Genomic DNA, 19885 nt, shown 5'->3' on the forward strand with positions numbered 1-19885 from the left:
AAGTTTTTTGTAAGCGACTTCTCTCAATAGCACTAGGCTGAGTGTTCTGTTGTTCAATATGAACTTCATCAGCGGACTTGGCTGATGATACTGGCCATTAGCCGAGTCCCCTTTCATATTGCAAGTGCGGGAGACGTCTGGCTCGTTGCGTCCAGGTTACTTAACAGCCACTCGACGAAGCTTCGCGCCAGCGGATTGTTCTCGCTGTCACGATGGGTCAGCAAGGCCCAGTTCGGGCCGCGAATGGTGTCTTCCACCAAGGGCTGCAACAGTCCGCTGTCACGTGCCGGCCGACTCAGCAACTGACTGACCAGGGCGATGCCGAGCCCCGCGCAGGCGGCGTCCAGCAGCAGGCCGGGGTCGGAGAAATTCAGCCCCTGATCCTTCTGCCCGACATCAATCCCGGCCTCCACCGCCCAATGACTCCAGTCCATCTCCCGCTCTCCGTGAAGGGTGGTGCGCTGCTCGACGGGCACCGTCAACACGTCTGGATGACACGCCGGGTACAGGCGGTCGGCGTGCAACACCTTGAAGCTGCACTCGGCCTGGGAACTGATGTCGTCACGCACCGCGAGGTCGATGGTCTGGGTGGTCATGTCCGGGACTTCATCGGTGCTGAAAATCCACAGGTCGACCTCCGGGTGCCGACGACGAAAATCCCCCAGACGCGGCAGCAACCAATGACGGGCGAATGTCGGCGTGGTGTTGAGCACCAGTTGGTTGGGTTTCTGGTATTGCCCGAGGCGACGAATGCCGACCGCCAGTTGCTGCAATAACGCCTGGGTGGTGCTGAGCAGATCGTGGCCGGCATCGGTCAGGCTGACGCTGCGTCCACTGCGAAAAAACAACGGCTGCTCAAGGTACGCCTCAAGCGTGCGGATCTGCTGGCTGATGGCCGACTGGGTCAGGTGCAACTCGTCGGCCGCCTTGTGAAAACTGCCCAGGCGGGCGGCGGCTTCAAAGCCGCGAAGGGTGTTGAGCGGGGGCCAGTGCTTGAGCATATCGATAAGTTCCTCTAATCACTTTTCTACAAAATCCATCGTTTGTTGGCCTTGTTTTACGGCCGTAGCACGCATGCCAAGACCGCGAAGGCAGTTTTCATTGAACACAATGACTTAACTCAAGGGTGCTTGTCATGCAGCAGAACGAACTTCAGAACAGTGGCTGGTGGATGCCGGCAGAGTGGGTGAAGCACGCCGCGACCTGGATGGTCTGGCCACACAACCAGGCGCTTTGGGAGTCGGGCTGGGGCGTCACCTTGCCGTTGGTGCAAGAGGATTTTGCCCGGGTGGCGAACGCCATTGCCCGGTTCGAGCCGGTGAAAATGGTGGTCGACCCGTCGGCTATCGCAAGTGCCAAAGCGCTGTGTGGACCCAACATCGAACTGATCCCGTTGGCGGTCAACGACAGTTGGTGCCGCGACTCCGGCCCGAGCTTCGTCTGCCATCCGCAACACGGTCTGGGCGGGGTGAGCTGGCGCTTCAATGCCTGGGGCGGCAAGTCGCTGCATAACCTCGACGAAAACCTGGCGCGCCGCGCACTCAATCGCCTCGGCGTGCCGTACTTTGGCACCCCGCTGAGCAACGAAGGCGGTGCGATTCATGTCGACGGCGAGGGCACGCTGATCACCACCGAATCGGTGTTGCTCAACCCCAATCGCAACCCGGGCATGACCAAGGCCGAGATCGAGGAAATCTTCACCCGTCTGCTGGGGGTGAAAAAAACCATCTGGTTGCCGGGTGACCCGGACTACGTGACGGGCGACATGACCGACGGCCACGTCGATGGCGTCTGCGCCTTCGCCCGCCCCGGCGTGTTGCTGGTGGATGCCACCCACGACAAAGATTCGGTGTACGCCGAGGTTGCACGGGAAAACCGTCGCGCACTGGAGCTGGCCACCGATGCCCACGGGCGCACGTTCGAGCTGATCGAACTCTATGAAGCCACCGATGCCGTGGACACCGAAGCCGAAGTGTTCTGTGCCTCGTACACCAACTTCTACATCGCCAACCACGCGATCATCATGCCGGCCTATGGCATCGACGCCGACTATGCGGCGGCCGAAGTGTTGGCCCGGGCGTTCCCGGAGCGCGAGGTGGTGCCGGTGCGGATCAATCACTTGGCCCATGGTGGCGGCGGGGTGCATTGCATCACCCAGCAGCAGCCCGCCTGGCCAGTGCAGGGGTGAAACCATGACGCTACTGACGATTGCTACCACCCAGATGCCGTGCACCTGGGACTTGCCGAACAATCTCGATCAGGCCGAGCGACTGATCCGTGAGGCGGCCGCGAAGGGCGCCCAGGTCATCCTGTTACAGGAGCTGTTCGCTACGCCGTATTTCTGCATCGAGCAAAGCCATAAACATTTGGCGTTGGCCGAAGAGTATCGATACAGCGGCGTACTCAAGCGCTTTGCTGCGCTGGCCAAGGAGTTGGGGGTGGTGTTGCCGCTGAGCTGGTTCGAGAAGGCTGGCAATGCCTACTTCAATTCCCTGAGCGTGGCCGACGCTGACGGGCGCTTGCTGGGGGTGTATCGCAAGACCCACATCCCCAACGCCATCGGTTACCAGGAGAAGGAGTACTTCAGCCCCGGCGACACCGGTTTCCGTGTCTGGGATACGGCGTTCGGGCGCCTCGGCGTCGGGATCTGCTGGGATCAGTGGTTCCCCGAGACCGCCCGCTGCCTGGCGTTGATGGGCGCCGAAGTCTTGCTGTTTCCCACCGCCATCGGCTCTGAGCCGGGGTGTGCAGCGCTGGATTCCCGTGACCACTGGCAGATGACCATGCGTGGCCATGCCGCTGCGAACATCCTGCCGGTGGTGGCGGCCAATCGCGTCGGTCGTGAGGTGGCGACCACCGATGCGGCCTTGCAAATGAGCTTCTACGGCTCGTCGTTTATCTGCAACCACAAGGGCAAGTTGCTCGCCGAGGCTGATCGCGACAGCAGCGGCGTGCTGGTCCACAGCCTGGACTTGCACGCCATGCGCGAAGAACGCCTGAGCTGGGGCATTTACCGCGACCGTCGCCCGGACATGTACGGGGCGTTGCTGAGTCAGGACGGTCGTCACCTTCATGCACGCTGGAACACTCAAGGAGTTTGATATGCGCATTCCCCGCAAGCTGTTGCTCGGCGCCTTGGGATGGGCAATCGCCTCGTCGCCGCTGCACGCCGAAGAGAAGACCCTGCGGCTCTACAACTGGGCCGATTACTTCGCCGAAGACACCCTCGCCAGATTCACTGCCGAAACCGGGATCAAAGTGATCTACGACGTCATGGACGGCAGCGAAACCCTGGAGGCCAAGATGCTCGCCGGCGGCAGTGGTTATGACCTGATCTTCCCCGGCGACACCGTCGCCGAACGCTTGATGCGCGCCGGCAGCCTGCTGCCGCTGGATCGCTCAAAACTCACCGCTGTGGACGACATCGAACCCGGTTTGCAGAAGCTGCGCAGGCAGTACGAAACGTCGAGCCAGGCCACCGTCCCCTACACCTGGGGCACCATCGGCCTGACCTACAATGACGAACAGGTCAAACAGCGTTCGCACGACGCCCCGGTCAACAGCCTGGACATGCTGTTCAAACCGGAACTGGCGGCGAAATTTGCCGATTGCGGCATCTCGATAATCGACTCGCCGGACGAAGTGCTGGCGGTGGTGCTCAACTACCTCGGGCGTGAACCGCGCAGCGCCAAGCCTGAAGACCTGGCCGCAGCGAGTGAGTTGCTGATGAAGCTGCGACCGCACATTCGCAAGTTTCAGTCGCAACCCGTGACCGATCTGGTCAACGGCAACCTGTGCCTGTCCCTCGGTTACAGCGGTGACATGACCCAGGCACAACGCACCTCGGACAGCGCCGGCAAGCACACCCGATTTGAGTACCGCATTCCCCGCGAAGGCACGACCGTGTGGATGGACACCATGGCCATTCCAGTCGACGCCAGACATCCGGAGTACGCCTACGCGTTCATCAACTTCGTCATGCGCCCGCAGAACATGGCGGCCATCAGCAATTTCACCGGCTACCCGACATCCAACGCCAAGGCCCGCCCGGACGTCGATGCGACGATGCGCAACAACCCGGATATTTACCTCGATGAGGCCACCTATGCGCGGCTGATTCCGGGCAAGGACATACCCCAATCCGACATGCGGGCGCGGATGCGCACCTGGACCAAATTCAAGACGGCGACAGCGAAATGAGTGCTTCAGACAAGGATCAATACATGCCGACACGTCGGGATTTCATCAAGCAGGTGTCGGTGATTGCCGGTCTCGGTGCCGCAGCTTCCCTCGGCTTCAGCTTTGCGCCCGTGCACGCAGCGACACAAGGTCGTTGGCGCATGCCGGACGAGGGCGACCGACACGAACGGGCCTTCATCGCGTTTGGCGCACAGAGCGCCATCTGGGAGGATTTCACGCCCGAAGTGCAAGCGACCATGGGCCTGATCGCCCGCACCATCGCCCGCTATGAGCCGGTCACCGTGTTCTGCCGCCAGGGCGAGCGGCGTCTGGCCGAACGACAGTGCGGCACGGCCAATATCACCTACGTCACCACTGAGCTTGACGACATCTGGATGCGCGATATCAGCGCCAATTTTGTCATCGATGGCGAAGGCGGACTCGGCGCCGTTGATTTCAACTTCAACGGCTGGGGCAACAAACAGCAGCATGACGAGGATGCGCAAGTGGCCGCTTTGGTGGCCGAGACTACGCAGGCACGTTATCTGCGCAGCGAACTGGTGGGCGAGGGCGGCGGTATCGAAGTGGATGGCCACGGCACAGGGATCATGACCGAAAGCAGCTGGATCAACCGCAACCGCAACCCCGACTGGACCAAAGCCGAGGTCGAGCAGGAACTGAAAGACCGTTTGGGGTTGCGCAAAATCATCTGGTTGCCGGGCATCAAGGGCAAGGACATCACCGACGCTCACGTTGATTTCTACGCGCGGTTCGTCAAGCCGGGCGTGGTGGTCGCCAACCTCGACAACGACCCCGATTCATACGACCGGAAAGTGACATTGGCGCACCTGGATATCCTCAAAAACGCCACCGATGCGGATGGCCGCAAGCTGCAGGTGCATACCTTGTCGCCACCGCTCAATCCGCGCAAAAGTCAGTTCACCCGCAACAACCCGGACTTTGCTGCCGGATACATCAACTACTTTCTGGTGAATGGCGCGGTCATTGCGCCCGAGTTTGGTGACAAAGCGGCGGATACGAAGGCCTTTGAACTGTTGTCGCAGCTGTACCCGGACCGGGAGGTGGTACAGCTCAATATCGACGCCGTCGCGGCGGGTGGCGGAGGGATTCACTGTGTGACCAGTCATCAGCCGGCGGTTTGAGCGCAATGGAAGCGAGTCCAGGCTGAACCGCCTGGCCCGCATCGCTCATTCAATGGGCTTTGGTGAACGGCAGGGAGGCGTGGGGACCGTTGCGATTGAACTGGGTCATCGCCGAACCGCGACGGTATTCACTCGGGGTCTGGTCCATTTCGATACGGAAGTGCCGATTGAAGTTGGACAGGTTTTCATAGCCCACTTCAAAACAGATGCCCGCCACTGACATCTCGGTTTGCAACAGTAGCCGGCAGGCACGCTGAACCCTGAGCTTGCGCATCAGGTCGATGAAACCGTGGCCGGTGACTCGCTTGAAGAAGCGCGAAAAACCGGGCTCGCTCATGTTCAGGCGCTGGGCAATCACCGATAGGCGAATGTCGCCTGTGAGCTCGGTCAACAAGTAGTCAAAGGCCTTGTGGATGCGCTCGGAGCTTTGGGCATCCAGGGATGGCGCGTAGTAAGCGCTGGCGAGCACATGGACGTCTTGGGAGGGCGCTTTCATCAGTGCATTGATCAGTTGCAGAAACAGAATCAGGCGTTCGAGCCCCTGAGCGGGGCCAATGTCTTCCAGCAGATGTGCGGCCTGCACAGCCGTTGCGCCGCAGAACTCCAGGCCCCGGCGTGCACGTTCAAACAGGTGCTGAAGCTCGCCCAGTTCGGGCATCGTTTCACGCAAGGCCAGAATCGCGGCACCGTCGAATTGCAGAACCACATCGCGTCCTGCCAGGAACTCGCCGGGTGCCAGATCGCCTATCCAGTCATGGGGCAGATCAGGGCCGATCAGCGCCACATGTCCGGCACCGAATGCGCCGATGTAATCGCCCGCAACCAGCTTGCCGCTGCCTTGGCGGATCAGATGGATTTCGAATTCCGGGTGGTGATTCCAGCGAGCCAGGGAGTAGGGGTAGTCGTGTTCATACCAGCGAAAACAATGATCGGGCTCGGGAAGAATGACCTCCAGTTCGGCGGGGCGCTGTTCAAACAGCGCGGCTCGGCTATCAGGCATGGCAGGTCTCTTTCTTTGTTATTTGTTGTTCGTATGCAGGCAACATACGCCTTCCTGCCTGGCGCTTGCTAGCTCGGGGATTGCTTGGCACTGATACTTTTTTGATCGCCAGGCTGTGTCCCGGGGACGGTAAAAAAAGTATCGGGTTGCCGTCCTCTGTGCGTTTGTCCGGGGTTTTCCAAGCTGGTGTAATCAAGCCGTCCACCATGGCTGCGCAGCTGTATTTGCCCGGCAATGGTTAACAACAAAAATAATAGCTTCCGTCGTCCAGGGCGCGAAGCGGAGAGCACTACGATGACCATCCCGAACGCACTGTACATTTTTGCCGGCCTGTCTTTTGCCCTCGTCAGTCATGCAGCCGAAACGGTCACCATCGCCACTGTGAACAATGGCGATATGATCCGGATGCAGCGGCTCTCCAAGATCTTTGAACAGCAGCACCCCGACGTGAAGCTCAACTGGGTGGTGCTGGAGGAAAACGTCCTGCGTCAGCGCCTGACCACCGATATCGCGACTCAGGGCGGGCAGTTCGACGTGCTGACAATTGGTACTTATGAAACACCGCTGTGGGGTGCCAAGCATTGGCTTGAGCCGATCACGGCACTGCCGCCGGCCTACGATCTGCAAGACATCTTCCCCTCGGTACGCCAGGGCTTGTCGGTCGACAACACGCTCTATGCCTTGCCTTTCTATGGTGAAAGCACGATCACTTATTACCGCACCGACCTGTTCAAGGGCGCCGGGTTGACCATGCCGGAGCATCCGACCTGGACGCAGCTCGGCGAGTTCGCCTCCAGGCTGCACGAACCCGATAAAGGACAGTACGGCATGTGCCTGCGGGGCAAGGCAGGGTGGGGTGAGAACATTGCGTTGTTGAGCACCATGGCCAATGCCTTTGGCGCCCGCTGGTTCGATGAGCAATGGCAGCCGGAGCTGGCCAGCCAGGAGTGGACCGCCGCGGCGCACTTCTACGTCGACACCCTGAAAAAGTATGGGCCTCCCGGTGTGTCGAGCAATGGCTTCAACGAGAGCCTCGCACTGTTCAACAGCGGCAAGTGCGCGATCTGGGTGGATGCCAGCGTGGCGGGATCTTTCACGACGGACAAGGAACAGAGCAACGTCGTCGACCGCGTTGGCTTTGCCCCGGCACCGACGCAGGTCACCGACAAGGGGTCGTCGTGGCTGTATGCGTGGTCGCTGGCGATACCGGCCACCTCCAAGCATAAACAGACAGCCAAGGCGTTCATCACCTGGGCCACGTCGAAAGAATACATTCAGCTGGTCGCTGAAAAAGACGGCATCGCCAATGTTCCGCCAGGCACGCGTCAATCCACGTACAACGAGGCCTATCTGCAAGCGGCGCCTTTCGCGCAAGTGACCTTGCAGATGATGCAGCACGCGGACCCTGCACACCCCTCGATCAAGCCGGTTCCTTACGTCGGCATCCAGTACGTCACGATTCCTGAGTTCCAGGCGATAGGCACCTCCGTGGGGAAACTGTTTTCCGCTGCGCTGACGGGGCAAATGTCGGTCGATCAGGCACTCGCTGCCGCACAGACCTCCACCGAACGTGAAATGAAACGCGCCGGTTATCCCAAGTAGCCAACGGTGCATCGGGGCCACTGTCCTGGTTTGTCTGGACACCGAGTGGCCTCCATCGCGGACAAGCCACGCGCCCACAGGATTGCGCAATTAATGTGGGAGCGGGTCTGTCCTGATGCGTCTCGCTGCCTGAACGCAACACCCCGCCTGCCCTTGATCGGGCTTACCCGAATGTTAGAAAACGGATGAACCATCAATGAAACGACTCGAAGGAAAAAGCGCGCTTGTCACAGGGGCTGCCCGAGGCATTGGACGTTCCTTTGCCCAGGCTTACATTCGCGAGGGAGCGACCGTCGCTATCGCGGACATCAACCTGGAGCGTGCCCAAGCCACGGCCACCGAGCTGGGGCCTGACGCATACGCTGTCGAGATGGACGTTACCCGCCAGTCGTCCATCGATGCGGCCATCGCCGCTGTCATCGCGCAGACCGGCAAGCTGGATATCTTGATCAACAACGCCGCACTGTTCGACCTTGCACCCATTGTCGATATCACTCGCGACAGCTTCGAGCGTCTGTTTTCGATCAATGTGGCAGGAACGCTTTTCACCCTGCAGGCAGCGGCCCGTCAGATGATCATTCAGGGGCATGGCGGCAAGATCATCAACATGGCCAGCCAGGCGGGACGAAGAGGGGAGGCCCTCGTGGGGGTGTATTGCGCGACCAAAGCGGCGGTGATCAGCCTTACCCAATCCGCAGGGCTGGACCTGATCAAGCATGGGATCAATGTGAATGCCATCGCCCCAGGTGTCGTCGATGGCGAGCATTGGGACGGCGTCGATGCAATGTTTGCCCGCTATGAGAACCGGCCATTGGGTGAAAAGAAAAAGCGCGTGGGGCAGGAAGTGCCTTTTGGGCGGATGGGCACCGCTGAGGACCTGACGGGCATGGCGATTTTCCTCGCGTCGTCCGAGAGCGAATATGTGGTGGCTCAGACCTACAATGTCGACGGCGGTAACTGGATGAGCTGACCTGTTTTTGCGCTGGCGTGGCGGCGGGGCAATGCCTTCGCCACGCCGGGTTCAGGGGGGCGTCGGTGGCGGGCCGCTATTGACCCGCAGCGTCCGTTGGCAGGGATAGCATCGCTCCAGCTCGCGTGCCAGATGAAACGTCAGCACATCATCAATGACTTCCCCGCCACACAAACGTAATCTTGCCGATTCGCGTATCAAGAAAAACAAAAAAACAGGAGTCATTGATGCAACCGATCCGTCTCGGTCTGGTGGGCTACGGCAAGATTGCCCAGGATCAACACGTCCCCGCTATCAACGCCAACCCCGCGTTCCAGTTGGTTTCTGTCGCCACGCAAGGCCAGCCCTGCGCCGGGGTCGAGAACTTTCGGTCCCTGGGCGAGTTGCTCGACAAGGGCCCGCAGGTCGATGCGATTGCGTTTTGCACACCGCCACAAGGCCGCTTCGCGCTGGTGCAACAAGCGTTGTCCGCCGGCAAACACGTGCTGGTCGAAAAACCGCCGTGCGCCACGCTGGGTGAAGCCATGGCATTGGTGAGCCAGGTGCAGGAGCAAGGCGTCAGCGGTTTGTTCGCCTGGCATTCACGCTACGCGCCCGGTATCGAAGCCGCACGTGCCTGGCTGGCCACCCGCACCCTGCACAGCGTGCAGATCGACTGGAAGGAAGATGTGCGCAAATGGCACCCCGGTCAGGCCTGGATCTGGCAACCCGGCGGCTTGGGCGTCTTTGATCCCGGTATCAATGCGTTGTCGATTGCAACCCATCTGTTGGCGCTGCCGCTGTTTGTCGAGTCTGCTGAACTGCGAGTCCCCAATAACTGCCAGTCGCCGATTGCCGCTTCGATCAAAATGTCTGACGCGCGTCACCTCGACGTGCGCGCAGAGTTCGATTTCGACCACGGTCATGACGAACTCTGGAGCATTGAGATTCGCTGCACCGAAGGCACCCTGCGCCTGGATAACGGTGGCGCATTGTTGAGTATCGATGGCGTGCGTCAAGCCGTCTCGGAGGAGGGCGAGTACGCGGCGGTGTACCGACATTTCCAACAACTGATTGGCGACAAAACCAGTGACCTGGACCTCCAGCCGCTGCGACTGGTGGCTGACAGCTTTTTTGTCGGCAGTCGGGTATCGGTTGAGCCGTTCTACGATTAACGGCTGCTCGGTCAAAGGGTGAGGCAAGCGTCAGCCGCTTGCTCTCGTATTAATGTATTGACATATCGGTAAATGTCGATATCTTCGAGTTATGGAATTACTCGAAATATTCAAAGCCCTCTCAAACCGTACACGCCTTGAAATCTTGAAAGGTTTGAAGGATCCAGCCAAGAACTTCCCTCCGCAGGATGAAGGTGACGTTCATACGGTGGGCGTCTGCGTCAGTAGTATTCAAGAAGGCGTCGGCCTGTCGCAGTCGACGGTGTCTGATTATCTGGCAACGCTGCAACGAGTGGGCCTGGTCGAGGTCAGGCGCATCGGTCAGTGGACCTATTACAAGCGCAATGAAGCAACCATCAGTGCTCTTGTCGAGCTCATGGGGAAAGAGCTGTAGCTTTTTTTTACCGTAAGATATCGAGAAATCCCGATATCCCTTTTTGTCGAAACGAGGATTGACCATGAAAGCGCTCATACTCAAATCATTTGGCGGCCCGGAATCGTTCGAACTTCGTGACGTGCCCAAGCCAGTACCGCACACAGGACAGGTCCTGGTCCGGGTACACGCAACCTCCATCAATCCGCTGGATTACCAGGTACGACGTGGCGATTATCCCGATCTGGTGCAACTGCCATCCATTACCGGACACGACGTATCTGGCGTTGTCGAAGCCGTTGGGCCGGGTGTGACGACCTTCGCCCCGGGAGACGAAGTCTGGTACACCCCGCAAATATTCGACGGGCCAGGCAGTTATGCCGAGTACCACGTTGCTGCCGAAAGCATTGTCGGGAAGAAGCCTCCCTCGATCAGCCATCTTGAGGCGGCAAGCCTGAGTCTGGTCGGAGGAACGGCGTGGGAAGCACTGGCTGTGCGTGCTGAGCTCCGAGTGGGGGAAAGCATCTTGGTCCACGGCGGCGCGGGAGGCGTCGGTCATGTGGCGATCCAGCTGGCAAAAGCCATGGGCGCAAGGGTGTTCACGACTGTGCGCGAAGCAAACGTTGAGTTCGCTCGAAGTATGGGTGCCGACGTGATCATCGATTACGAAAAGGAGGATTACGTCGACGCCATCATCCGGGAAACCGGTGGTCGCGGAGTCGATGTCGTGTTCGACACCATCGGCGGCAACACACTGTCGCGTAGCCCCGACGTGCTCGCACAACTGGGCCGCGTTGTCTCGATTGTGGACATTGCCCAGCCACAAAACGTCGTTCAGGCCTGGGGCAAGAACGCGAGTTATCACTTCGTTTTCACAAGACAAAACCGCGGCAAGCTTGATGAGTTGAGCGCATTGATAGAACGCGGTCAGCTGCGGCCGCACGTTGGCGCTGTCTATTCGCTTGCCGACATTGCGCTCGCCCATGCCCTTCTGGAGAGGCCCAACAACGGTGTTCAAGGAAAAATCGCGATTGCAGTAGGGCCGTCGTCCCATCTCGTCAGTGCGTAATTTTGACCGTTGAACTCACTTTAAGGGAACGCCATGATTTACGAGATCGCTCTGCTACCCGTGCACAAAGAACACATTGAAACGTTCAGGCGTGCATTTGCCGAGGTCGCTCCTTTGCTCAGCCGCGCAAAGGGTTACCGCGGTCACTTGCTCGCACAAGGGATCGAAACTCCCCAGCTATTCAACCTGATCGTGCGATGGCAATCACTCGAGGATCACACGCCGGGCTTCGAGGCGAGTGAAGACCATCGGATATTCATGATGGGCTTGGAGGAATATTTTTCGGAGGAACCGACGGTCTATCACCTCGAGGGTGGACCCTTTGCTACAGGCGAATATGATGATCCGAACAGCGCCGCCGGCATGGGGAATGCTGTTGCCTGAGGTGTTTTTAGCTTTGCCGGATCACCGCTCTGCACTGTTCGCGTAAGCCCTGCACAATCTCAAGCCAGCAGCTCAGTGATCCATCGGGCCTGCCGGGCGATCTCTTGCAGCTTCGCCTCGGGCACGGCCTGCCGCGCACGGGCGAAGTGGGTCAGGGTCTGCTGCTTGTGGCGCAAGATGCGCTGCCACTTGAGCAGGAACGCCGGGCTGCGTGCCTGCATCTGCAGCGGGCCGAAGTACAACTCCTCGGCGGTGTACGTCACCGCAGAGGCGCGCTCGGCGACGATGATTTCGTAGTCAAAGCGGTTTTCCCGCAGCAGTTCCTCGCAGAGGATGCGGTAGCCGTTGTCCATCAGCCATTGGCGCAACGGCTGCTCGCCGCCGTTGGGTTGCAGGATCAGGCGTTCCTGGCCGCTCAGGTGCGCCTTGCCGCTGTCGAGGATGTCGCGGATCGTCTCGCCGCCCATGCCGCAGATGCTGATCGCCGTGATCCCGTCTTCCGGCTCGATGGCCGCCAGGCCATTGGCCAGGCGCACGGTGATTCGCAGGTCTTGACCGCTCTCGCGCACGGTGCGTTCAGCCGAGTGGAACGGCGTCAATGCCACCTCACCGGCCACCGCCGATGCGATGACGCCCCGGCGCATCAACGCCACCGGCAGGTAGCCGTGATCCGAGCCGATATCGGCGAGGCGCGCACCGGCTGGCACATGCGCCGCCACGCGTTCCAGGCGCATGGACAATGTCTGTTCGTTCAACCGCAACCCCTTTTCACCACAAACGACCGGCGCTTTGGCCGGATCGGGGCGCCATTCTGTCGAGCAACGCCGTGCATTTCAAATTCCTGCGACCGGGGCCATGGATCGCCCGGTGCCTTGGCGCTCGAAGCGAACATGAATCCGAGCACTTTCTGTCATTGCTGAGTCAGTTCGGCGGTGCAATCGGCCAGCAGCGCCCTACCTCAATTTCACAAAACCCTCAAAGCAACCGTTCAATGGCAGAATCTCCCCCACTTGATCGTTTTGGAGAACACCATGCTTCGTGCGTTTGAACGAAGACTCGACCCTTTTCCTCCTGACGAGGTACCACCACCACCCGCCGGTCTGGCTCGTTTCCTGTGGGCCTGTACCCGGGGCGCCCGCGGTTACATCCTTGCGCTTGCGTTGCTCAGTGCCTGTGTATCGATCTACGAAGCCTGGCTGTTTTCCTTCCTCGGTCAGGTCGTGGACCTGCTCTCGACCTGGCAGGCGGGCGGTGAAGCGGCGGCGCAGGAAAGTCGCGTGTTGTGGGGCATGGGCATCGTCATGGTGACCAGTGTCGGGCTGGTGGCGTTGCGCACCATGGTGCAGCACCAGATATTGGCGATTAACTTGCCGTTGCGGCTGCGTTGGGACTTCCATCGCCTGATGCTGCGGCAAAGCCTTTCGTTTTTCTCCGATGAGTTTTCCGGCCGAGTCACTACCAAGGTGATGCAGACGGCGCTAGCGGTGCGCGACGTGCTCTTCACCCTGATCGAGATCGCACCCGGGATCGGGGTGTATTTCATCGCGATCATCGCACTGGCCGGCGGCTTCGCGCTGAAACTGATGCTGCCGTTCGTTGCCTGGGTCGTGTTGTTCGGTCTGGCCATGCTGTACTTCGTACCCCGTCTGGGGAAAGTCGGGCAGGAACAGGCCAATGCGCGGTCGATGATGACCGGGCGTATCTCGGACGCCTACACCAACATCACGACGGTCAAACTGTTCTCCCACTCCAATCGTGAAGCGCACTTCGCGCGTGCCGCGATGGAGGATTTCAAGCAAACCGGCTTTCGCCAGATGCGTCTGGTCAGCCAGTTCGAGATCGTCAACCAGGCATTGGTGGTGGCGTTGATCATGGCAGCCGGTGGTTATGCCCTGTGGCTATGGCACCTGGGTGAGGTTGGCGCGGGTGCCGTGGCGGCAATCACCGCCATGGCGTTGCGGATCAATGGCATGTCGCACTGGATCATGTGGCAAATGACCTCGCTGTTCGAGAGCATCGGCACCGTACAGGACGGCATGGCAACACTGACCCTGGGCGCCAAGGTGCAGGATGCACCGGGCGCGGGCGCGCTGGTGACCTCTGGCGGCGCAGTCACCTTCGATAAGGTGAGCTTCAACTACAATGGCGAACGCCAGGTGCTCGATGGCCTGAGCCTGAGCATTCGCGCGGGCGAAAAAATCGGCCTGGTCGGCCGCTCTGGCGCTGGCAAATCCACGCTGATCAACCTGCTGCTGCGCTTCTACGACGTCGACAGCGGGGAGATTCGCATTGACGGCCAAAACATCGCACACGTGACGCAAGAAAGCCTGCGCGGCTCCATCGGCATGGTCACGCAGGACACCTCCCTGCTGCACCGTTCTATTCGCGACAACATCGCTTACGGCCGTCCCGATGCGACCGAGGCGCAAATTCGCAGCGCCGCGGCCAATGCCCAGGCCGATGGGTTCATTAGCCAACTGAGCGACCGGCAAGGCCGTACCGGCTACGACACCCTTGTGGGTGAGCGCGGCATCAAGCTGTCGGGCGGCCAGCGCCAACGCGTCGCGATTGCCCGTGTGATGCTCAAGAACGCCCCGATCCTGCTGCTTGACGAGGCCACCAGCGCCCTGGACTCGGAAGTCGAAGTCGCCATTCAGGAAAGCCTCGATGACATGATGCAGGGCAAGACTGTGATCGCTATCGCCCATAGGCTGTCCACGATTGCGGCCATGGACCGACTCATCGTCATGGATGACGGACGCATCATTGAACAGGGCACTCACAGCGAATTGCTTGGGAAGAACGGCGTCTATGCGCGGCTGTGGCAGCACCAAAGCGGCGGGTTCCTGGGTGAGGACAAGGGTGTGTTCGAGGCGATGGATCAGGTGTGAGGGGGGAGGGTGAGCGTCCGAGCGAACTGTTGATTGGCAAGAGCCCGGACTGAATTCATCCCTCCGTTGGAGGTTGTGTCAGCGCAGACGCTCGCGAAGTGAAAGGGCTGGCCATCGCCGTGAGTCGGGGGGCTGTTATGACACCTGTTATTGAATTGATTACATTACGTATCAACTGAAATACGCATCAGCGGCATTATCACAGGCGATCGCCACCCCTACAGTAGAGAGGACATTTTTTCTCAGGGGCCTCCCATGATTCAGAGCATTATGAAAACTGCTTGCCTGACTACGTTTCTTGCCCTGTGTACAACCCTGTCGGTGGTTCAAGCACAACCATTGCCGCTCGGTAAAACCGGTGCTTTGTATAACGAAGACGTGGAATGGCGTAGCTTTCCAGCGTTTCCGCAAGAAGTAAAACTGGCTGTACTGGTCGGTGATCCTGCCAAGCCAGGCCCCTACGTCGTGCGAGTCAAAGTACCGAATGGCACGAAGTTAATGCCCCACACCCATCCTGAAGACCGTATATACACCGTCATGTCCGGTGTGTTTTACATTGGTTTTGGGTCTGTGTTTGATCCGGACAAGTTGGTCGCTTATGGCCCGGGCAGTGTCGTGGTGCTCCCGGCTAATACGCCGCATTTTCACTGGGCCAGATCGGGGGAATATGTTTCTCAGGTGTACGGAACAGGTCCGCTTGGGCTTGAGTACATTGACCGTCGTGACGATCCTCGTCATGCGTCAAAGTGAATAAGAGAGGCGGGGCAGGCTCCCCCTTTGGCCCGGTGACGCAAGCGCGAGTATGAAATCAGCATGCTGGTCAGTTCCTGCGTGAAAGTGATCTGAACCGCGCGATCAAGGGGCGTTCCCGTTGGACCGGTCGTCGGCCTTCAAAGGCCTGATCGACCTGAAAGCGCCGGCCGTAGCAGTGAGCACTTCCGATGCCATCGCATGCGACGTATAGTCTGACCTTGCAGTCCATCCGTCTTTGGCCACAGAGAACGCTCATGAAATCCACCGAAAAGACAGCCGCCCTCGACCTGAAGCTTTCCGACTTCCTGTGCTTTGCTGTCTATTCCTCTAACCTCGCTTTCGGCAAGGCATACAAGCCAATGCTTGAACGGCTCGGACTTACCTACACGCAATACATCACCCTTGTGGTGCTGTGGGAAGAAGACAACCAGACCGTTGGCAGCCTCGGCGAAAAGCTGTTCCTCGAATCCAACACCCTCACGCCGATCCTGAAGAAACTGGAGGCGATGGGTTATCTGCTGCGCCAGCGCGACCCGGAAGACGAGCGGCAGGTTCGCATCCGCCTCACAAGCGAGGGGCGAAAACTGCGTGAAGGCCTCACGGAAGAAGGCTTCCCGCAAACCGGTCTTGATCCCGACGAATTCGTGCAAATGCAGAAAGCCATTGTGAAATTACGGGACAACCTCATCCGTACTACGAGAGACAGGGAATAAGCCGTTTCGAATGGCTACTTCACTGCGCCTCCCTGCTTGATGTCACCGCAAAAAATATCGACGTTGCCACTCTCCGGAGCCGTTCGCACGACGATGGAATACTCGCTGGAAAGCAGGTCTTGCAGGGCGATCGGTGCACTTCTTGAGAACGACCAGCCGCGTACAGGTTCGCGCTGGGTGTTGACCTTGTCGTTCATTGCAAAGGCCACTGGCCCGGGCTGCTGGCAGGTGCCTTTATGGATGAAGCTATAGAGACGCAAGGGCAAAGTCGCTCCGCTGGGAGCTCCCGAGATGAAGAAGCTGAGTCCGGTCTGTTTTTCCCAGCTTGTCAGCGTGACGTTGCCGATCTGCCCGGTGTTCTGTCGGGTGGCGACCAAGGGGACAGACACGCCATGGTCTGTTGAAGTGGCGCAGCCGAAGAGGCTTACGCTGATCATTAGGGTTGCAAGTGAGCGTCTGAGGTTCATTGCCAACTCCTGCGTAAGAACTGCAATGGGTGATTAGCCGGTATAGAGCGAGGTGCTCGGGTTGCCTGTCGGCCCCCTGCAGCACCGCGCCCCAACCGATGCTTTGCAATCAGGCTTTGCTGGCGGCCAGAAAAGCGCCAAGGCGTTGTCCCATTTGCTCGCCCAAGGCTTGCAAGGCACTGAATGGGCGAACCATCACCTCGAATTCGACGATTTTTCCGTGTTCATTGAAGCGGATCATGTCGATACCCTTTAACTCTTTACCGTTCACTTTGGCGCTGAACTCCAGGACGACGCTCAAGCCGTCGGCCGTCGACAGTTCCCGGTGATAGGCAAAATCCTCAAATACGTTGACTACCGTGTTGAGAATCATCGATACCACGGCCGCTCCCGGGTAGGGCGTGTGGGCCATCGGTGAGCGGAATACTGCCTGTGGGTCCAACAACTCGGGCAGGGCGCTCAAGTCACCCTTGCGGATCATGTCGTGCCATTGCTTCAGGGAGTGCGCGGCGTTGGGGTGCAGGTTCAGCTCAGACATTTTCAACTCCTGTATTTTTGTTGTTCTGTAGAACGTTTCAGTGTTGCACATGCAGTGTCGCCCGATGGCTTGCTGCAAGACCCTGATAGTGCCGCCAAGATCGACTGGCGGCTATGCGAATGTACTAAAAGTAGCTCACGAAAAAGCCCGGCGGGTCAGGCCGGGCTTTTTGATGGGTACCGCTGTGAAGCCATTCATTCAGGCAACGCGGTTTTCGATCAGACGGTCGGAACCACCTTCGGCGACGCGGTTCTCGATCAGACGGTCGGAACCACCTTCGGCGACGCGGTTTTCGATCAGACGGTCGGAACCACCTTCGGCAACGCGGTTCTCGATCAGACGGTCGGAACCACCTTCGGCGACGCGGTTCTCGATCAGACGGTCGGAACCACCTTCGGCGACGCGGTTTTCGATCAGACGGTCGGAACCACCTTCGGCGACGCGGTTCTCGATCAGACGGTCGGAACCACCTTCGGCGACGCGGTTCTCGATCAGACGGTCGGAACCACCTTCGGCGACGCGGTTTTCAATCAGACGATCCGAACCACCCTCAGCCACACGACTTTCAATCAGACGATCCGAGCCGCCTTCAGCGACAACCGGGTGAGCAGAGGTAGCGGCGAAAGCGTTAACTGCAAAAACCGAGAAAGCAATGCTGAGAAGGATTTGGCGTTTCATGATGGTGTGCTCCGGGGTGTAGTTGTTTGGTATGGAGGCGATGTTACGCCCCGGAGTTTTTAAGAGAACTTCATTGAGTTAATGGTGACTATTGATGCAGTCAATGGCTGCCCGAGACTACCGTCGGCCTGTCACTGATCGGCGACACACAGCTCCCCGGTCGCGCGTATCAATGCCTGACCATGCAGTTGGTCCTTGATCAGGCCGGCGCGTGCCTCGCCCAGCCAGTTGGGGCAGTTCGGGTCTTTGCGATAGGGCGCGAACTCAGCGTATTGCTGCAACAGCCGGTTTTGCAGCTCATCCAGTTGGGGCCTGATCTGTTTGGCAAGGTCCGGCCGCGGTGTGTCAGGCGCCTTGCCGGCCGCCCGCCAATTGGCGAGCAGTCCGTACTGCACGAGCTTGTTGGCTTCGATCTGTGCGGCGATCAACTCGGCGACCTGTTCCGGGTCCAGTTTGCGTTTAACCGCCATCTTCCTGGCGTTAGCGATCACTTGCGCTTCTCGGGCACTGTCCTGGATGGGTTTGCCGCTGTCCCACTTGGCCAACGCCACCAAATCACCAATGTTCAGTCGCTCATTCATCGTCACCAGCAGCGGTTGCAAACTCTCGGGCGCTGGGGAGGGCGTGCTCGCCTGTGCGCCGCCAGCGAAAAAACCGATCAGGACGCAGGCCAGCAGTTGCGGGATGCGTGGGGAGTGGGGCATAAGCAAAACCTCGTCAGAACTCAGGACTCACACAATCAGGTGTTGTGTATCACACAGGTGCGCCAAGCATACAACGCCTGGAGCGCCCGCTGAGTCAGACTGGAACTCAGAACAAACATACTGATTTCAGTCTGCACTGTGCAGACTCATGGACAGTCAGGCTGCATGTTCATTTTTTGTAAGTGTTGTTGAAACAGGCTCTTTCAGTCGGGCCGCAGACCCACTGGCGCGCGAGGTCAAAAGCGCAAGCGGGTGGACACCTGAGGTCGATGCGCCGGTCTCATTCGCCAATTGCCTGCTGATACCCGCCGCGTGGGGAAAGGACCTAATCGGACCGCAACCCCCTCGGTGATATGCTCTTTCGTGTCTACACTTCGCCCAGAGATCGCCCATGGATCGCTTGTCTACACTGTTGTCGCAGTTCGGCGTGCGCGCCAACCTCTTTTACAACGGCAAGCTTTGCGGCATGGCGTCTTACGATGGTGCTGACACGCGGGGTCATATTCACCTGCTTCAGGCCGGTGCCCTCACGTTGCAGGGGCTCGATCGCAAGGACTTGCTGCTGACTCGGCCCAGTCTGATTTTTCTGCCCCGACCACGCCGGCATCAACTGTTCGCCAATGAGCCCGAAGGGGCTCAACTCCTGTGCGCATCAATGGAGTTCGAGGGTGGGGTCGATAACCCGCTGTCGGCTTCGTTACCCGATTTGCTGGTGCTGCCCCTGGATGAGCTACCGATGCTGGCCGACACGTTGAGATGGATGTTCGTTGAGGCGGCGGGCGGACATTGCGGCAGGGAGACTGCGCTGGATCGCTTGTTCGAATTGCTGATCATCCTGTTGTTTCGGCATCTGCTCGACCACCACCAGTTGCACACCGGAATGATGGCCGGGCTGGCCGATTCACGATTGGCGCGCTCCCTGGTCCAGATTCAAAACGCACCGCATCGTCCCTGGTCGATTGCCGAGCTTGCGAGCGAGTCAAATATGTCGCGCGCGGCCTATGCCGTGCATTTCCGGGCCGTCATCGGGCAGACACCGGCCGATTATCTGTTGAGTTGGCGTATCAGCCTGGCGCAGAAGCGTCTGCGTGAAGGGCGACCGATCACGCTGATCGCCGCCGAGGTCGGTTATGAAAGTCCTTCGGCGCTTGCCCGCGCTTTTCGTCGCAAGACGGGCTACAGCCCCCGGGACTGGATGAAGGATTCGGCAGGAGAGGCTGATGGGGAAATGGCCTGAAAACCTCGAG

The 19885-nt window shown here is 59.3% G+C and carries 21 protein-coding genes; 14 read left to right on the forward strand and 7 right to left on the reverse strand.

Annotated elements, in window-relative coordinates:
• Nucleotides 1–113: 113 nt before the first annotated feature.
• Nucleotides 114–1001 (reverse strand): LysR substrate-binding domain-containing protein, encoded by an 888-nt coding sequence (locus tag RHP74_RS11370; protein ID WP_145310844.1) that lies wholly within the window; start codon nt 999–1001, stop codon nt 114–116.
• A 134-nt stretch (nt 1002–1135) separates the two neighbouring features.
• On the opposite strand from RHP74_RS11370, the gene RHP74_RS11375 reads away from it, so the two are divergent.
• Genes RHP74_RS11375 through RHP74_RS11390 form a run of 4 tightly spaced genes read left to right on the forward strand, consistent with a single transcriptional unit; the run spans nt 1136 to nt 5342 of the window.
• On the forward strand, nt 1136–2188 hold the full coding sequence (locus RHP74_RS11375) for an agmatine deiminase family protein (RefSeq protein ID WP_311099437.1): 1053 nt from the start codon (nt 1136–1138) through the stop codon (nt 2186–2188).
• A gap of 4 nt (nt 2189–2192) precedes the next feature.
• On the forward strand, nt 2193–3101 hold the full coding sequence (gene aguB / locus RHP74_RS11380) for an N-carbamoylputrescine amidase (RefSeq protein WP_077750105.1): 909 nt from the start codon (nt 2193–2195) through the stop codon (nt 3099–3101).
• A gap of 1 nt (nt 3102) precedes the next feature.
• Nucleotides 3103–4200, forward strand: coding sequence for an extracellular solute-binding protein (locus RHP74_RS11385; protein WP_311099442.1), 1098 nt, complete (start codon nt 3103–3105; stop codon nt 4198–4200).
• A gap of 23 nt (nt 4201–4223) precedes the next feature.
• Entirely contained in the window at nt 4224–5342 is a 1119-nt protein-coding gene (locus tag RHP74_RS11390; protein ID WP_311100462.1) for an agmatine deiminase family protein, read from the forward strand.
• 49 nt (nt 5343–5391) lie between these two features.
• Here RHP74_RS11390 and RHP74_RS11395 read toward each other — a convergent pair whose 3' ends face one another.
• Complete coding sequence (locus RHP74_RS11395) at nt 5392–6342, reverse strand: AraC family transcriptional regulator (protein ID WP_311099444.1); 951 nt, start codon at nt 6340–6342, stop codon at nt 5392–5394.
• Nucleotides 6343–6636: 294 nt separating this feature from the next.
• On the opposite strand from RHP74_RS11395, the gene RHP74_RS11400 reads away from it, so the two are divergent.
• The 6 genes from RHP74_RS11400 (at nt 6637) to RHP74_RS11425 (ending at nt 11894) form a co-directional block, all read left to right on the forward strand.
• Nucleotides 6637–7944 carry a sugar ABC transporter substrate-binding protein gene (locus RHP74_RS11400; protein ID WP_311099446.1) on the forward strand — a complete coding sequence of 436 codons (1308 nt, stop codon included), beginning with the start codon at nt 6637–6639 and terminating at the stop codon, nt 7942–7944.
• A gap of 196 nt (nt 7945–8140) precedes the next feature.
• Nucleotides 8141–8914, forward strand: coding sequence for an L-iditol 2-dehydrogenase (locus RHP74_RS11405; protein ID WP_304817203.1), 774 nt, complete (start codon nt 8141–8143; stop codon nt 8912–8914).
• Between the two features lie 227 nt (nt 8915–9141).
• On the forward strand, nt 9142–10068 hold the full coding sequence (locus tag RHP74_RS11410) for a Gfo/Idh/MocA family oxidoreductase (RefSeq protein ID WP_311099449.1): 927 nt from the start codon (nt 9142–9144) through the stop codon (nt 10066–10068).
• A 91-nt stretch (nt 10069–10159) separates the two neighbouring features.
• On the forward strand, nt 10160–10462 hold the full coding sequence (locus tag RHP74_RS11415; protein ID WP_010459152.1) for a helix-turn-helix transcriptional regulator: 303 nt from the start codon (nt 10160–10162) through the stop codon (nt 10460–10462).
• A 64-nt stretch (nt 10463–10526) separates the two neighbouring features.
• On the forward strand, nt 10527–11510 hold the full coding sequence (locus RHP74_RS11420) for a zinc-dependent alcohol dehydrogenase family protein (protein WP_172790690.1): 984 nt from the start codon (nt 10527–10529) through the stop codon (nt 11508–11510).
• 33 nt (nt 11511–11543) lie between these two features.
• On the forward strand, nt 11544–11894 hold the full coding sequence (locus RHP74_RS11425; protein WP_172790691.1) for an antibiotic biosynthesis monooxygenase: 351 nt from the start codon (nt 11544–11546) through the stop codon (nt 11892–11894).
• 59 nt (nt 11895–11953) lie between these two features.
• Here the strand turns inward: RHP74_RS11425 and RHP74_RS11430 are convergent, their stop codons facing one another.
• A complete protein-coding gene (locus RHP74_RS11430) occupies nt 11954–12649 on the reverse strand; it encodes a tRNA (adenine(22)-N(1))-methyltransferase TrmK (protein WP_186353611.1) in 696 nt (231 codons plus the stop codon).
• Between the two features lie 276 nt (nt 12650–12925).
• On the opposite strand from RHP74_RS11430, the gene RHP74_RS11435 reads away from it, so the two are divergent.
• The 3 genes from RHP74_RS11435 (at nt 12926) to RHP74_RS11445 (ending at nt 16251) form a co-directional block, all read left to right on the forward strand.
• Complete coding sequence (locus tag RHP74_RS11435) at nt 12926–14785, forward strand: ABC transporter ATP-binding protein (RefSeq protein ID WP_304817207.1); 1860 nt, start codon at nt 12926–12928, stop codon at nt 14783–14785.
• A 255-nt stretch (nt 14786–15040) separates the two neighbouring features.
• Nucleotides 15041–15535, forward strand: coding sequence for a cupin domain-containing protein (locus RHP74_RS11440; RefSeq protein WP_311099453.1), 495 nt, complete (start codon nt 15041–15043; stop codon nt 15533–15535).
• Between the two features lie 257 nt (nt 15536–15792).
• The gene (locus RHP74_RS11445; RefSeq protein ID WP_311099454.1) at nt 15793–16251 is read left to right on the forward strand and encodes a MarR family transcriptional regulator; all 459 of its coding nucleotides are present in this window, start codon (nt 15793–15795) and stop codon (nt 16249–16251) included.
• A gap of 14 nt (nt 16252–16265) precedes the next feature.
• On the opposite strand, the gene RHP74_RS11450 is transcribed toward RHP74_RS11445, so the two are convergent.
• The 4 genes from RHP74_RS11450 to RHP74_RS11465 all read right to left on the reverse strand — a co-directional run bounded on the left by RHP74_RS11450 (nt 16266) and on the right by RHP74_RS11465 (nt 18638).
• Nucleotides 16266–16718 carry a hypothetical protein gene (locus RHP74_RS11450; RefSeq protein ID WP_311099456.1) on the reverse strand — a complete coding sequence of 151 codons (453 nt, stop codon included), beginning with the start codon at nt 16716–16718 and terminating at the stop codon, nt 16266–16268.
• A gap of 109 nt (nt 16719–16827) precedes the next feature.
• Complete coding sequence (locus RHP74_RS11455; protein ID WP_010459164.1) at nt 16828–17256, reverse strand: nuclear transport factor 2 family protein; 429 nt, start codon at nt 17254–17256, stop codon at nt 16828–16830.
• Between the two features lie 198 nt (nt 17257–17454).
• On the reverse strand, nt 17455–17934 hold the full coding sequence (locus tag RHP74_RS11460; RefSeq protein WP_083377083.1) for a phage infection protein: 480 nt from the start codon (nt 17932–17934) through the stop codon (nt 17455–17457).
• A 131-nt stretch (nt 17935–18065) separates the two neighbouring features.
• On the reverse strand, nt 18066–18638 hold the full coding sequence (locus RHP74_RS11465) for a chorismate mutase (protein ID WP_311099460.1): 573 nt from the start codon (nt 18636–18638) through the stop codon (nt 18066–18068).
• A gap of 391 nt (nt 18639–19029) precedes the next feature.
• On the opposite strand from RHP74_RS11465, the gene RHP74_RS11470 reads away from it, so the two are divergent.
• Nucleotides 19030–19875: an AraC family transcriptional regulator gene (locus tag RHP74_RS11470; RefSeq protein WP_311099463.1), complete on the forward strand. Its 846-nt coding sequence runs from the start codon at nt 19030–19032 to the stop codon at nt 19873–19875.
• The last annotated feature ends 10 nt before the right edge of the window (nt 19876–19885 follow it).

It is taken from the genome of Pseudomonas sp. SG20052 (assembly GCF_031766055.1).
Classification (GTDB): Bacteria; Pseudomonadota; Gammaproteobacteria; order Pseudomonadales; family Pseudomonadaceae; genus Aquipseudomonas; species Aquipseudomonas mandelii.